The sequence below is a fragment of the Luteibacter sp. genome (genome assembly GCF_009912395.1).
GTDB lineage: Bacteria > Pseudomonadota > Gammaproteobacteria > Xanthomonadales > Rhodanobacteraceae > Luteibacter.
This window is the reverse complement of the sequence record NZ_WNDO01000039.1, coordinates 1-14,262: the sequence shown is the minus strand read 5'-3', so window position 1 is coordinate 14,262 and position 14,262 is coordinate 1. Positions and strand designations below refer to the sequence as shown.

Below are 14,262 nucleotides of genomic sequence, written 5' to 3'. Positions count from 1 at the left end.
GCTCCTACAGGTCGGTGGCTTTTAGCCGAGCAGCACGCGGTTCATGCGCTGCACGAAGGCGGCTGGATCGGCGAGCTGCGCGCCGGCCGTGATCTCGGCCTGCTCCAGCAGCAGGTTGGCGAGGTCGGATGCCTTGGCGTCGTCGGTCTCGTTGGCGAGACGCTTGACCAGCGCGTGTTCGGGGTTCACTTCGAGCACCGGCTTGCTGTCCGGCACGTCCTGGCCCGCTTCACGGAGCAGTCGAGCGAGATGCGGCGCCATTTCATAATCCGACAGTGCCAGGCACGACGGGGAATCGGTCAGGCGTGCCGACACGCGGACATCGCCCACGCGATCGCCGAGCAGGCCCTTGGCGCGCTCGATGAGCGGTTCGGCATCCTTGCTGGCGGCTTCCTGCTTCGCCTTGTCGGCCTCGTCGAGCGGGAATTCACCCTTGGCAACGTTACGCAGGCGCTTGCCGTCGTATTCGTTGAGGTAGCCCAGCATCCACTCGTCGACGCGGTCGAACATGAGCAGCACTTCGATGCCCTTGGCCTTCAGCGCTTCCAGCTGCGGGCTGCCTGCGGCGGCCGCGTAGCTGTCGGCGGTGACGAACCAGATGGCGTCCTGGCCCACGACCATGCGACCGATATAGTCGTCGAACGAGACCGTCTTCGCGGCGCCCTCGCCCTTGGTCGAAGCAAAGCGCAGCAGCTTGGCGATGCGCTCGCGGTTGGAGGCGTCCTCGACGATGCCCTCCTTCAGCGTGTTGCCGAAGGCCGACAGGAAACCGGCGAACTTCTCCGGCTCGTCGCGCGAGATCTTCTCCAGCAGGTCGAGCACGCGCTTGGTGCAGGCGGCCTTGATCTTCTCCAGCTGGCGGTTCTGCTGGAGGATTTCGCGACTCACGTTGAGCGGCAGGTCGTCCGCATCCACCACGCCGCGCACGAAGCGCAGGTAGTTCGGCAGCAGTTCCTCGGCGGCGTCCATGATGAAGACGCGCTTGATGTACAGCTTGAGGCCCTTGCGCTCCTCACGGCCGCCCATCATCAGGTCGAACGGCGGCTGCTCCGGCACGAACAGCAGCGTGGTGAAGCTCTGGCTGCCCTCGACGCGGTTGTGCGTCCAGGCGAGCGGGTCGTTGAAGTCGTGGCCGAGCGCCTTGTAGAAGGCCTTGTACTCGTCGTCGGTGATCTCGCTCTTCGGGCGGCTCCACAGCGCGGAGGCGGAGTTGACCGTCTCCCACTCGGTCGGATCCGGCTTGCCGTCGGTGTCCTTGGGCATGCGGATCGGGAAGGCGACGTGGTCGGAATACTTCTTCACCAGTGAGCGCAGCTGCCAGGCCTTGAGGAACTCGTCCTCGTCGGCCTTCAGGTGCAGGACCACCGTGGTGCCGCGCTCGGCGATGTCGGTCTCGTCCAGGGTGTACTCGCCCTTGCCGTCGCTTTCCCAGCGCACGCCGGCGCTGGTGGGCTGACCCGCGCGGCGGGTCACCACGGTGACCTTGTCGGCCACGACGAAGGCGGAATAGAAACCCACGCCGAACTGGCCGATCAGGCGCGCGTCGGCCTTCTGCTCGCCCGAGAGGGCTTCGAGGTAGCGGCGGGTACCGGAGCTGGCGATGGTGCCGATGTTGGCCACCACCTCGTCCCGCGTCATGCCGATGCCGTTGTCGCGGACGCTGATGGTGCGGGCGTCGGGATCCCAGGTGATCTGGATGCGCAGGTCGGCGTCGTCGGCGGTGAGGCTGGCGTCGGCCAGGGCCTCGAAGCGCAGCTTGTCGCAGGCGTCGGAGGCGTTGGAAATCAGCTCGCGCAGGAAGATTTCCTTGTGCGAGTAGAGGGAATGGGTCACCAGGTGCAGGACCTGGGCGACCTCGGCTTCGAACTTACGGGTTTCCTGGCTCACGATGCCGTTCCTTCAGGATGGGACAGACATCGGATTATGGGGGTGCCGGAGGCGGGAAAAAAGCGACCCCCTGTAGGAGCGCGCTTGCGCGCGACGGAGGATTCGAAAGACCCCCATCGCGCGCAAGCGCGCTCCTACAGGATCGGGGTTACTGGGCGTTCTGCAGCGCCTTGATGCGCTCCTCGATCGGCGGGTGGCTCATGAACAGGCGCTTGAAGCCCGAGGCCAGCTGGCCGGAGATGCCGAAGGCCTGGATCGTCTGCGGCAGGGTGGTGTCACCGTGGTTGCCGGACAGACGCTGGAGGGCCGAGATCATCGAGGCCCGGCCGGCCAGGTTGGCGCCGGCCGCGTCGGCGCGGAATTCGCGCCAGCGCGAGAACCACATCACGATCATGGAGGCGAACAGGCCGAAGATGATCTGCAGGATCATCACCGTGACGAAATAACCGATGCCGCCCTCGCCGTCGCGCTCGCGACCGCCGGAGAGCCAACTGTCCACCACGCGACCCACGATACGGGCCAGCACGATCACCAGGGTATTCAGCACGCCCTGGATCAGGGTGAGGGTGACCATGTCGCCGTTGGCGACGTGGCCAATCTCGTGACCCAGCACGGCCGACACCTGCTCGCGATCCATCTGCTGGAGCAGGCCCGTGCTAACCGCCACCAGCGAGCTGTTGCGGGTCATGCCGGTGGCGAAGGCGTTCATTTCCGGGGCGTCGTAGACGGCGACCTCGGGCATGCCGATGCCGGCCTTGTCGGCGTGGCGACGCACGGTGTCGATCAGCCAGCGCTCGGTCTCGTTGCGCGGCTCGGTGATGACCTTCGCGCCGGTGGACATCTTGGCCATCCACTTGGACATGGCCAGCGAGATGAACGCGCCGCCCATGCCGAAGACGGCGGCGAACACGATCAGCCCACCGAGGCCCATGCCGCGTTGGGACGCCCACTGGTCGATGCCCAGCAGATGGCAGACCGCGGAAAGAAGGAAGATGACCGCGAGGTTGGTCGCGATGAACAAGGCAATGCGTTTGAACATGGAATTCTCTCTCACGGCGGCTGGCTATGTGGCGCCGCCCAGGTGAAATTTTCGGGGCTGACGCTGAACGATTCAATGCCTGAACGTCCACAGGCCACGCTCGTCCCGGTATGGCGCGGTTCAGCGAATGGAGCCTTGTCCTACACTGTGCGCTTCGCGTCCCGCACGTGCTGAGAAACGTCTCACCATTGGATTCGTCAACCCGCATGCGCTATCGCGGTCGCTTCGCTCCCTCCCCGACCGGTGCCCTGCACTTCGGTTCGCTGGTCGCCGCCGTCGGCAGCTGGCTGGTGGCCCGGCACGCGGGAGGCGACTGGCTGCTGCGCGTGGAGGATATCGACCCACCGCGCGAAGTGCCGGGCGCCGCTGGGGGCATCCTCGCGACGCTCGACGCGTTCGGGCTGCACGGTGACGGCCCCGTGGTCTACCAATCGCAGCGCCAGGCACTCTACGAGGCCGCGTTCGAACGCCTGCGCGAGGCGGGACAGGTATTCCCCTGCTGGTGCAGCCGGGCCGACCTCGCCCCCTACGGCGGCCTGCATCGTGACGGCCATTGCATCGCGCCACCCGATCCGTCGCGACCACCGGCCTGGCGCCTGCGCAGCCCCGACGAAACGGTGCGCTGGAATGACGACCTGCAAGGCCCCCAGGAGGAAAACCTCCGCGAGGTGGCCGGCGATGTCGTGATCCGCCGCGTCGAAGGCCTGTGGGCCTACCAACTGGCCTGTGTCGTGGACGACGCCGACCAGGGCATCACCCATGTGGTCCGTGGGGCGGATCTGCTCGATTCCACGGCTCGGCAGATCCACCTGCAACGGCTGCTCGACCTGCCCACACCCGGTTACCTGCACCTGCCCCTGGTCCTGGATGCCGAGGGCCGCAAGCTGTCCAAGTCGGCGGCGTCGCTGCCGGTGGACCCAGCCGATCCCCTGCCCGCTCTGCGCCAGGCCCTGGCCTGGCTGGGCGTGGCCGTGGACCGGGGAGCGACCATGCCAGACGGTTTGTTGGCCACTGCGCAGGAAGCATTCAAGCCTGCGGCGCTTCGCCGCAGTAGTCTTACCCCCGCACCGGCGTTATAAAAATCGATTGCCCGCCCGGCGGGCCACCTTATACGGGATACGGTTGGGATGAAGCACGGCATCACGCAGCGCACGGCACTGGTCACCGGCGGTACCGGCGGCATCGGTACGGCGATCGTGCGCTACCTCGCACGCCAGGGCCATCGGGTAGCCACCAACTACCGCGACGAGGCCAAGGCGGCGGCATGGCGCGAAGACATGATCCGCGACGGCATCGATGTCGTGATGGTCAAGGGCGACGTGTCCGACCCTACGGCGGCCTCCGAGATGATCCGGGGCGTGGAGGAACTGGCCGGCCCGATCGAGATCCTGATCAACAACGCCGGCATCACCCGCGACTCCACCTTCCATAAGATGGACTACCAGCAGTGGACCGAGGTGGTGAACACCAACCTCAACGCCTGCTTCAACGTCACCCGCCCGGTGATCGAGGGCATGCGTTCGCGACAGTGGGGCCGCATCGTCCAGATCAGCTCGATCAACGGCCAGAAGGGCCAGTACGGCCAGGCGAACTACGCTGCCGCCAAGGCCGGCGTGCATGGCTTCACCATCTCGCTGGCGCAGGAGAATGCACGCTTCGGCATCACGGTGAACACCGTGTCGCCGGGCTACGTGGGCACCGATCTGGTGATGGCCGTTCCCGAGGACATTCGCGCCAAGATCGTCGCGCAGATTCCGGTGGGCCGCCTCGGTCGTCCGGAGGAGATCGCGCATGCGGTGGCCTTCCTCACGTCCGAGGATTCGGGCTGGATTACGGGATCGAATCTCGCCATTAATGGCGGGCATTACATGGGGTGGTGATCGCGCGCAAGCGCGCTCCTACACAGGCCCTAGATCGTCCAGGTTTCTCGGCTCCATGATCTGCAGGCCGTTGTGGTGTGCGCGGAACTTCGCCATCACCTGATACGCCACGCGGCGCGCGCGCATGACCGAACCGAGCGGGCGATGCGCAGCGATGCCGTGCCATGGACTGAACGACAGTCCGTCATCGATCGCCTTGCGACGCACCGCGTTCCATGACGGCTGCGGCTCCAGGACGATGCGGGCCACGTCGATGTACGGGCTCTTCTCTTCCGGCCACGGCACCGACGCATCCTCGATCGGCATCGTTTCCGGATCGGTATAGAACTGCACGCGCACGTCCCACTCGCCGCCTTGCGCGGCGAAATGATCGCGCACCGCATCGCGCAGGCCGTCGGGCCTGCCGTTTACCTCCACATGCGCATCGGTAAGCCGCGTGAGGTTCGGCGAGCGCGGCGCGATGCATAGTTTCACCACGTAATCGCCAAAACGCATGGGAACCTGGGTGTAATAGGTGTCACCCAGCGGATGCGTCTCCGGCTGGCCGCCCAACGCGAGCAACGTGGAACTCTTGCCGCCGAAGGCTTCCACCACGCGCTCCGCACCGCGCAACACGGCGGACAGCGCCTTCTTCGCACCTTCCGCACGATCGGTGGTGGCCGCGACCAGCTTCAGCGAACTGGCGAACTTCTTCGCGGTCGCCGCCTTGAAGGCGGGTCCGTTCACGAGGACGAAATCCTGCGTGACATCCCCTTCGCCACCGGGAAGACGCTCACCCTCCACACCAATGATCTTCACCGCCATGCCCCGTGGCGTGGACACGCTATCGTCGAGGATATCGCCGGGCACCGTGGACAGGCGCATCGCCAGCGGCCATCGTCCGGGCGTGGCGAAGATGCCCTGGGCAAGTTCGCGTGGCAGGTCGTCGGGCACGATCAGCTCGCCGGTCAGCAGACCGTGGCTCTTGGCATGCACCGAACGGTAGGCATGCTTCTCGTGCTCCAGCGTGGTGCGGTTGATGCCGGTAAGCGTCTCGATCAGATCCTCGATCGTCTCGGCTTCGTCGTCCGCAACATGCTCCAGCGAGTCGTCGTACCGGATCGGCGCGGGACGGAGCGAAAGGGGCATGGCACAGCCTCCGGAAGGGATCGGGGGCCGATCGTGGCCATAAGCGCGTGAAGCGCATGGCAAGCCGGTTAGGCCGTTGTAGGAGCGCGCTTGCGCGCGATGGGGCTAGCGACACACCCCATCGCGCGCAAACGCGCTCCTACATCAGTTTGTAGCTGAACGTCAGATTCCAGCGTTTCTCTCGCGTGGTGCTTTCCGGCGGCTTGTCACCGGTGGGCTTGGCCAGCGAGAAATCGATCGTGTAATGCTTCGAATCGGAGAAACGAACACCCACCGCCGCGGAATCCAGACGGCTGATCAACGGCCGCGCGCCATTCAGGTAAACGCGTGCGTTCTGGTACGCCACGTAAGGCACGATCGACTTGATCCAGTTTTGGCCGGACACGAACGACCGATTCACCTCCACCGACGCCGCCCAACCGCTGTCACCCGCCGCGTCACCCGGATCGTAAGCGTAGGCGAAGCTGGGGCCACCGAAGTTGATCTGCTCCGTCGAGGGCAGCGAGTTGTTGCTGTACTGCCCTGTCATGCGAAACACGGTACCGATCTTGTGCCCCCACTGCTGGGACCACAACCCATTGACCATGTAGCGGGTGAACGAGGTATCGGGCAACGCCACCACCACGCCTCCCTGCACATTGGTCAACGCGCGCGAGTACGCACCGAAGCCATCGAAGCCGTGCGCCACGCCGAAGCTGAATTGCTCGGTGTGTTTCTCCGCCACCTTCAGCCACGACAGTTCCGCGTTCAACACGCGAACGCTCGACTGCAAGGCGATCATGGCGCCGTTGTCGACATTGCGATAACGGTCGTCCTGCCGCGATGCGTAGACGCCCATCGTCAGGTTCAAGCGCTTCGTATTGGTCAGCAACAGCGGATAGCTCGCCGACAACGAAAGCCGACTCTGGCTCAACCGATGATCGAGATAGGACGGCAACTGGTTGTCCGTATCGGGATTACCCCAATAGCGCGTCGCGTCGACCTTGGTCTGCCAGCCGCGCGATCCGATCATCTGCGACCAGGCCGCCGAATAGAAGCGCTGGCCGCCACCGTTGGGAAACAAGGTGGAAAGGCTGAGCTGTTCACCCAGCGGCGTCAGGCCATTCTCCAGCACCGTGAATACGCCCTGCGTGCCGGGATGATTGAAGTCGACACCGTAGCTCACGTCGTAGCGCTGCCGCGTGACGTCGAGATCGAGCTGGGTCGCACCATCGGTGGTGGTCGGCGCGGGCACGTTCGCACCCACCTTCACGCCCGGCAACATGCCCAGCAGTTGGGTGTAACGCTCGAAGGTTTCCTGGCGCAACGGTCGCTCGCCGACGATATGCGCCGCCATCGCGCGAATGCGCTTATCCATATTGCCCGTGTCGCCCTTGACCTGTACCTGGGCCACATAGCCTTCCACGACGGTGATCTTGACGACACCATCGGCGAAGTCCTGCGTGGGCACAAAGGCAAACGAGAGCGCGTAGCCCTGTTCCTTGTACATCGCCGTGACCTTGTTCGAGGCGTCGATCAGGTTGCGCACCGTCACTTCCTTTCCGCGCATCGGCGTGAAGAGGTCGGCGACCTTATCAAAGGAGATCGATTTCACCCCGCTCACATCGAAGCGGGATGGCGTGACACGGCTCGCGAGCAAGGCCTCCATGGCCTGGGTCGGTGCCTGCACGTTCACCTTCACGGTGGGCGCCTGTTTCGGCTCCTCGACACGCGGAAGGGTTTGCAGTGGATTGGCCGGGACGCGTACCTGCGCCTGGGCGGAACATACGACGGTGATGCCTACGAGGCAGCCGAACCATCGATTCATGGAATCTCCCTGCAAACGATGACGAACGTCGCCCTGCCCGGTCGACGCCATCGATGAATCCCGCTACCCGGAGGCGGGCGACGCAGCCTCACGTCGCCCGCTCCGTTCCATCGTCAGTTCTTCTTGCCACCCAATGCGCTGCCGAGGCCGCCCAGCACGCCACCCAGCGGATCGGTGCTACCCGTACCCGAATGGCCGCCCACGGTGTTCGTGACCTGTCCCACCGTGGTCGTCAGGCCACCCACGACACCATTCACGAGACCAGTGACCGGATTGGCGGCACCACCGCCCGACGAACCACCGCTCGCCGCGCCCGTACCGGTCACCGTGGTGACATTGGCGACGGTGTTCACGACATTGTTCAACGGAGTCGTCACGCCCGAGAGCGCTCCGCCCGGCGCAGCCGCTGCGCTTACCCCGGTGCCGACGCTGGTCAAGGCGTTAGCGACGGGATTGGTGACCGCAGCGAGGCCCGACAAGGGTCCGGTCGCCACACCATTGACCGTCGTCGCCACGTTGTTCACGAGGCCGCCGACGCCCTGCACGGTCGTGCTCACGGTCGGATTGCTGCCGCCCGCCTTACCCAGACCGTTGCTCAACGTGGAGCCGACCGTCGCGAGCGCGCCACTGGTATCGGTCACCAAGCCACCCACCGTCTGGTTCAAGCCGCCAAGCGGACCGGCACCCGGTGTCGCCGAGATCCCGGCACCCAGGGCGCCAACGCTGCCGGACACACCGGTGACCAGGCCACCCGCACCCGAACCCGCCGCGGCGACGAGATTGCTCGAATTGACCGGCGACGCACTGCTGCCCAGGGCACCGGCCAACGGGGTGACGACATTGCTTAGCGTCTGCGTCAGCGCGGTACCACCGCTGGAGCCCAGCGCCCCGCCAAGCTTGCCACCGAGATCTTCCACACCCGTGCCGACATTGCCGACGAGGTTGCCGACACCCGATGTGATCGGGCTGATCGGCGTACCGCCACCGACGCTGGCGACACCGCCACCCAGGTCGTTCACGGCCTTGCCGACATCGACGACGACGTTGTCCAGGCTGCCGGTCGTGACACCGACCGGGTTGGAGATATTGCCGGTCTGGCCGAGGCCGTTGGTGACACCACCACCCAGGGCGCTGATCGCGTTACCCAGGTCGCCGACCGCATTGCCGGCCGAGGTGGTCAGGCCACTGGTGCCACCCAGGACCGTGAGTGCCGGCACCTGTGTGCCCACACCCGTCACGGCGCTGCCAACGGCCGAGAGGATGCCACCCAGGCCCGTGCTGACGGCGCCTACGGCATTGCTGGGCGGCGGCGTGGGCGTCGTGCCACCGCCGTTGTTACCGCCACCACCACCGTTGTTGCCACCGTTGCCGCCACCGCCACCGTTATTGCCGCCGTTACCGCCACCACCGCCATTGTTGCCGCCGTTTCCACCACCACCGTTGTTACCGCCGGAACCACCACCGCCGCTGCCACTGCCGCCACCGGAGCTACCGCCGCTGCCGTTGTCACCGCTACCACCGGAACTACCGCCGCCGCTGTCGCCCGTGCCGCCGGCACCGCTCGGATTCACCGTCGAGCCGGAGCCGCCACCGGAATGGGTGGAGCTATGTCCGCTACATGCGGTGACGGAAACCATCGCGGCGAGGATGCAACTCGCCAGAAGGGTGCGGGAAAGGACTTTGCCGAACACATGCTCGCTCATGATTCACTCCTCGGGCGCTCTCCGCGCCTTGGGTAGTGCCCCCCTGCCCTGTGGGAGCGATTCGTAGACTGAGACCCACGTCACAGCCCTTGAGTCCATCAAACGCCCGCTTGCCAAAGACGATTACGCAAAATTGGCAAGCGCAAGGAGTTGTACTGAGCAAAATCGGCCACCTATTCAGGCGCGTCGCCAGGGCGTCAAATGGCATCGATTGAAGTGCGAAAAATGATGATCCGGGGGATACGCCGACAGCCTTTTGACGCGCCGTTTTTAAGCTTCTGTAGGAGCGCGCTCGCGCGCGATGGCCGCGCGACACGCCCGAACTCCCCAACACCATCCGATTCTCAAGACAAACCCCGCAAGACTTTGCTAGGTTGTCGCCGTTGCCTGCGGAGACGGTTTGCTACACGTCGCAGGCAACCATCGCTCCGATGCGATGAGAGCGGACCTCAGCAGTGCTGGAACACCACTGAGGTCCTGACCTGACGAACTCAACACAGGAGTCATCATGGCTGTCGCCTATGGTACGGCACTCTCTCGCCCACCGCTTACCCGCGGTGGCCCACCCTCCGGTGACCGGGCTGTTCGGGGCCTCCCCGAACGCGGTTGACGAACCGCGGCGTTAAGCGCTTTCGAAGCTGATTCGCCAGCCGTCGTCACCCGGCACGTCGCCGTGTGGCCGGTAAAGCGCAACTGACGCCGCACCCACTTCGACAATCAAGCCGCCCGGCGTCCGGTCACGGACACGCCGGAGAACCTCATCGTCCCGGAGCGATGCGTAACGCGTCACCCGTGGCACGTCCATGCCCGCATGGCGTGCCACACCTGGGAGCGGGTGCGGCACACAAGGAGCACTCCATGAACGAACCGAACGATCCCCGCGTCCTCGGCCGAGGCAGCTACGTGCTCGACGACGGCGCTAGCGCAGACACCCTGATCAACGACGCGATGGAATGGCTATCGCATGCGGAAGGTCTGCAAGCCTTGCTTACCGACTACATGGTCGAGGCAACCCTGCCCGACCGCCCGCTCATGATCCGAGTGGTCGGCACGCTGGCCCTGCTGACACGTATGACCTCGCAATCGCTGCAACAGGCCAATGTACGCCGCATCTGGGACGAAACCATCGCGCTCGGAGGCGCCAGGTAATCATGACCGTGCACATCGCGATTCCCGCGACGGGTGCCGCCCTGCTCGCCGTCAACCTGTTCATCTACGTTCGCCGTCGGCATGGCACGACCTACGCCAGCCGAAGCGCGCGCGAGTTCTGCATGATCTCCTTCGCGAGCTTCGCCGCCGCCGCGTACGCCACCCTGGATCTAGCGACCCAGCCCTGGACTGTGTCGGAAGCCAGCGCGCCATCGATCCTCCTGCACGGCGCCGGCACCCTCCTCCTACTCTCAACCCTCACGGCCACGATCTACGCCCACAAGTCCCGCAACCCCATGTAGGAGCACGCTTGCGCGCGACCGAACTCCACAAAGCTCCACAAAATTCCTAGGAAAAAAACTTCCCATTTTTAGGACAACGCCCAACAGATTTTTCGGAAGCGATACCTAACCATGAGTCACCTCATCACAACCAACGAGGTGACCCACGGTGTCGAAATGGAAAGCCATCACTCTTCTTCTGGCAGCACTCATCACCACGGCTACGGCACTCTATGTACCAGGCTACCTGACGCTGGAACTCCTAAACCTGAGCGATCAACCGGTGTCATGGGACACCTGGTGGCGTTATGTCGTAGTCATGGAGCAACCCGGCTACGCACCCTACGCATGGCGCATCAAGCTCGCAGGCGGCCTGGGCATCGGCGTTCCAGCCATGGCCTTCATCGGCCTATTGATCCTCATGCTTCGTCGTCACAGCCCATCGCTCTATGGCGAAGCACGCTTCGCCCGTCCGGCCGACCTGGCAAAAAAAGACATGTTCAAGCCTTCTCCCACGGCGCTGGTCGTCGGCCGCATGGGCAGCAAGCTGGTCTACATGTCAGGGCAGCAGTTCGCCCTGCTCGCCGCCCCCACGCGCAGCGGCAAGGGCGTGGGTATCGTCATCCCCAACCTGCTGAGCTATCCGGATTCCGTGGTGGTACTGGACATCAAGCAGGAGAATTTCGAGCTGACCAGCGGCTGGCGGGCATCGCAAGACCATGACGTCCACCTGTTCAATCCCTTCGCAGAAGATCACCGATCGTCGCGATGGAACCCACTCCATTACGTCGCCGACGATGTCTTCCGTATCTCCGATGTCATGTCGCTGGCGGAAATCCTCTACCCCGACGGCACGTCCGACCAGAAGTTTTGGGTCAGCCAAGCACGCAATGCCTTCGTCGCTTTCGCGATGTACCTGTTCGAAAAACGGGATTTCCAGAAAAGCGCGGGGATCGGCAACGATGCGATACCCGAGCCGACACTCGGTGCGATCTACCGCCTTTCGTCCGGAAGCGGCGACGAACTGAAACCCTACCTGCAGAAGCTCGCTTCGGAGCACTTCCTCGGCGCCGAGACAAAGAATGCCTTCGCGAACCTTCTCTCGCAGGAAGAACGCACCTTCGCCTCCATCATGGGCAGCTTCCGCGAGCCCCTGAACATCTTCATCAACCCAGTACTGGACGCTGCCACCAGCGGCAACGACTTCCTTTTGACCAACCTACGGAAGCGCAAGACGACCATCTACATCGGCATCCAGCCCAACAAGCTCGCCGAAAGCCGGATCATCATCAACCTGTTCTTCAGTCAGCTGATCAAGCTCAATACCAAAGAACTTCCTTCGCAGGACGCGAGCCTCAAACATCAGTGCCTGCTGCTGATGGACGAATTCACCGCCATCGGCCGGGTGGACATCCTCGCTCACGCGGTGTCCTTCATCGCCGGCTACAACCTGCGCCTGCTGCCCATCATCCAGAGCACGTCCCAGCTGGAAGCCACCTATGGCCCCGACGTCGCCCGCACCTTCGTCACCAACCACGCGCTGCAAATCGTCTACACGCCGCGAGAGCAAAAAGACGCCAACGACTACTCCGAAATGCTCGGCTACACCACGGTTCGCAAGGAAAGCACATCGCGCAGCCGCGGCGACCTGAGCCGAAGCCATGCCGATGAGCGACGCGCCTTGATGCTTCCGCAGGAGCTGAAAGCGATGAGCAACACCAAGGAAGTGTTCTTCTTCGAAGCCCTGCCCCACCCGGTGATGTGCGACAAGATCCGGTACTACGAGGACAGCTACTTCACCAAGCGCCTTCTCCCCAAGGTGGAAGCCAAGCGCCTCGACCTGAATCCTGTCAGGCACGACACGTCCCGCAACGACACTCCTTCACAAAAGGCAACAGCTTGACGCCATCACGAACAGGGAGAGTTTGACCATGACGATCCATCGATCCGCGATGACGGCCCTGGCCACCAGGCCAGCGCATGAGCTGACGTTCACCGACTATACGTTCGAGGCCTACGGCTTCCGCACTCGGCGACACCATATCGAATACGGCGACGATAGCGTTGTTTTTGTCGATATCGGTCAACCGCCACGCCAACCAAAGCCCCACGATCTTGACTTGATGGGACACAAGAAAACACGACTGAGATCGTCGCTGGAGACGGTAAACATCACCTGGCGATCCATGGACGGCGCAAAACACAAGACGCGGATCGACCTTGCGCAAATCTTCAAGGATCGACGCATTCACCACAACGTCCGGCCCGACGATGTCTGGCACGGTGAACGCATCCGACCGCCGACCATCATCCTGATCGTCGATGACCGGGATGTGCGGCTGTATATGAAGGCGATGATTCCGCTTAGGGAGCGGAGTGACCCCAAGAACCCCTACACCACTTACCGAAGAGAGGCGACGAAAGTCGCGTCCCTCACCTTCTAAAGTGAAAAACAAGAAGCAAATACAAAAAAATCCGCTTACAGCTAAACGTATTCATGAAAAAACTACTAATTATTGCATCACTAGCCAGCATCTCAGAGAGCCCATTTGCCATGACAAACGAACACCCAATGAAACCTACGACGCGCCCTGAAACCACCTCATTTCGTTTCCATGAACATAAATTCTCAGCCCTATGCTTCAACACCAAAGGATGCCGCGTCGAATATGCAAAAACCTATGACGTGAACGATCCTGATGATAAAACGACACCTCCTCCACCTAGTGACATGCTGACTTGGGTTAGTGGCGGGCGGCTGGGGATATCGAATTTCCCCGAACCAGCGAAGATCAGCTGGCGATCTCTCGACGGATCAAAGCATAGCGCGTCAATTGACATAGGAAAGATTTTCCACGACGAGTGCGTAGTCCACGACATACCTTCCGAAAAAATTGCCAAAAACAAAGGCACAGGGACACCATCGATCATCCTGATAGTTAATGATCGAGAAATAAGTGTTTACATGAAAACGCTTATACCCCTAAAGACTCCAGAACGATCCGACAACCCTTTCTCCAACGTGGCTTTGGCGACGAAGCTGGCTTATCGCCAGGCGTATCGATAGGAGGCCGACATAACACAGAGAAGAGAGCATCCCTATGACTGATCTTGCCCCCGTTTCACGGACACCCCTATAAGCGATTAACTATCGCAATAGGAGGTGGACGATGACCAAGAGCAAGGCAGGCAGAAAGGGGCAGGAGTTCAGCCTGGAGTTCAGGCAGCAGGCACTGTTGCGAGCGGCCACAGAAGGGGTAACCACGGTGGCTCGTGATCTGGGGTTGCAGCCTGCCCAGCTGTACAGTTGGCGCGCCCAGGCGCGGCGGCACGACCAGGACGATCAGGCACAACGCTTGGAGTTGGCCGAACATGCACGGCTCAAACG

13 protein-coding genes are annotated in these 14,262 nt (G+C 63.1%); 8 read left to right on the top strand and 5 right to left on the bottom strand.

All coding sequences use genetic code 11. The features are described from left to right. Nucleotides 1-21 precede the first annotated feature (21 nt). Together htpG and htpX are read right to left on the bottom strand one after the other, a co-directional pair. The gene (htpG, locus tag GAK28_RS23210; RefSeq protein WP_291784932.1) at nucleotides 22-1,887 is read right to left on the bottom strand and encodes a molecular chaperone HtpG; all 1,866 of its coding nucleotides are present in this window, start codon (nucleotides 1,885-1,887) and stop codon (nucleotides 22-24) included. A gap of 148 nt (nucleotides 1,888-2,035) precedes the next feature. After that, a complete protein-coding gene (htpX, locus tag GAK28_RS23205; RefSeq protein WP_291784930.1) occupies nucleotides 2,036-2,926 on the bottom strand; it encodes a protease HtpX in 891 nt (296 codons plus the stop codon). A gap of 206 nt (nucleotides 2,927-3,132) precedes the next feature. Between htpX and gluQRS the strand changes: the two genes are divergently transcribed. Further along, nucleotides 3,133-4,005 carry a tRNA glutamyl-Q(34) synthetase GluQRS gene (gene gluQRS, locus GAK28_RS23200; RefSeq protein WP_291784929.1) on the top strand — a complete coding sequence of 291 codons (873 nt, stop codon included), beginning with the start codon at nucleotides 3,133-3,135 and terminating at the stop codon, nucleotides 4,003-4,005. 60 nt (nucleotides 4,006-4,065) lie between these two features. Further along, a complete protein-coding gene (phbB, locus tag GAK28_RS23195; protein WP_291784980.1) occupies nucleotides 4,066-4,806 on the top strand; it encodes an acetoacetyl-CoA reductase in 741 nt (246 codons plus the stop codon). An 18-nt stretch (nucleotides 4,807-4,824) separates the two neighbouring features. Here phbB and GAK28_RS23190 read toward each other — a convergent pair whose 3' ends face one another. The 3 genes from GAK28_RS23190 to GAK28_RS23180 form a co-directional block, all read right to left on the bottom strand. After that, nucleotides 4,825-5,934, bottom strand: coding sequence for a catalase family protein (locus GAK28_RS23190; RefSeq protein ID WP_291784926.1), 1,110 nt, complete (start codon nucleotides 5,932-5,934; stop codon nucleotides 4,825-4,827). A gap of 139 nt (nucleotides 5,935-6,073) precedes the next feature. Continuing rightward, on the bottom strand, nucleotides 6,074-7,741 hold the full coding sequence (locus GAK28_RS23185; RefSeq protein ID WP_291784924.1) for a POTRA domain-containing protein: 1,668 nt from the start codon (nucleotides 7,739-7,741) through the stop codon (nucleotides 6,074-6,076). A 113-nt stretch (nucleotides 7,742-7,854) separates the two neighbouring features. Further along, nucleotides 7,855-9,444, bottom strand: a complete 1,590-nt coding sequence (locus tag GAK28_RS23180) for a collagen-like triple helix repeat-containing protein (protein ID WP_291784922.1) — start codon at nucleotides 9,442-9,444, stop codon at nucleotides 7,855-7,857. An 858-nt stretch (nucleotides 9,445-10,302) separates the two neighbouring features. Between GAK28_RS23180 and GAK28_RS23175 the strand changes: the two genes are divergently transcribed. From GAK28_RS23175 to GAK28_RS23150, 6 genes are all read left to right on the top strand, one after another. Then, entirely contained in the window at nucleotides 10,303-10,593 is a 291-nt protein-coding gene (locus GAK28_RS23175) for a hypothetical protein (RefSeq protein ID WP_291784920.1), read from the top strand. Nucleotides 10,594-10,595: 2 nt separating this feature from the next. After that, complete coding sequence (locus GAK28_RS23170; protein ID WP_291784916.1) at nucleotides 10,596-10,895, top strand: hypothetical protein; 300 nt, start codon at nucleotides 10,596-10,598, stop codon at nucleotides 10,893-10,895. A 148-nt stretch (nucleotides 10,896-11,043) separates the two neighbouring features. Next, entirely contained in the window at nucleotides 11,044-12,777 is a 1,734-nt protein-coding gene (locus tag GAK28_RS23165; protein WP_291784914.1) for a type IV secretory system conjugative DNA transfer family protein, read from the top strand. Between the two features lie 28 nt (nucleotides 12,778-12,805). Continuing rightward, nucleotides 12,806-13,318, top strand: a complete 513-nt coding sequence (locus tag GAK28_RS23160) for a hypothetical protein (protein WP_291784912.1) — start codon at nucleotides 12,806-12,808, stop codon at nucleotides 13,316-13,318. Nucleotides 13,319-13,371: 53 nt separating this feature from the next. Next, nucleotides 13,372-13,941: a hypothetical protein gene (locus GAK28_RS23155; RefSeq protein WP_291784910.1), complete on the top strand. Its 570-nt coding sequence runs from the start codon at nucleotides 13,372-13,374 to the stop codon at nucleotides 13,939-13,941. A 103-nt stretch (nucleotides 13,942-14,044) separates the two neighbouring features. Then, nucleotides 14,045-14,262, top strand: a 218-nt coding sequence (locus GAK28_RS23150) for a transposase (RefSeq protein ID WP_291784907.1), incomplete at its 3' end; no start/stop codon positions are given.

Bases quoted from the DNA above. Each gene is read 5' to 3' on its own strand.
- GAK28_RS23190 (WP_291784926.1), bottom strand. From the start codon at position 5,934: ATGCCCCTTTCGCTCCGTCCCGCGCCGATCCGGTACGACGACTCGCTG.
- GAK28_RS23185 (WP_291784924.1), bottom strand. From the start codon at position 7,741: ATGAATCGATGGTTCGGCTGCCTCGTAGGCATCACCGTCGTATGTTCC.
- GAK28_RS23180 (WP_291784922.1), bottom strand. From the start codon at position 9,444: ATGAGCGAGCATGTGTTCGGCAAAGTCCTTTCCCGCACCCTTCTGGCG.
- GAK28_RS23170 (WP_291784916.1), top strand. From the start codon at position 10,596: ATGACCGTGCACATCGCGATTCCCGCGACGGGTGCCGCCCTGCTCGCC.
- GAK28_RS23160 (WP_291784912.1), top strand. From the start codon at position 12,806: ATGACGATCCATCGATCCGCGATGACGGCCCTGGCCACCAGGCCAGCG.
- htpX (WP_291784930.1), bottom strand. From the start codon at position 2,926: ATGTTCAAACGCATTGCCTTGTTCATCGCGACCAACCTCGCGGTCATC.
- GAK28_RS23155 (WP_291784910.1), top strand. From the start codon at position 13,372: ATGAAAAAACTACTAATTATTGCATCACTAGCCAGCATCTCAGAGAGC.
- gluQRS (WP_291784929.1), top strand. From the start codon at position 3,133: ATGCGCTATCGCGGTCGCTTCGCTCCCTCCCCGACCGGTGCCCTGCAC.
- GAK28_RS23175 (WP_291784920.1), top strand. From the start codon at position 10,303: ATGAACGAACCGAACGATCCCCGCGTCCTCGGCCGAGGCAGCTACGTG.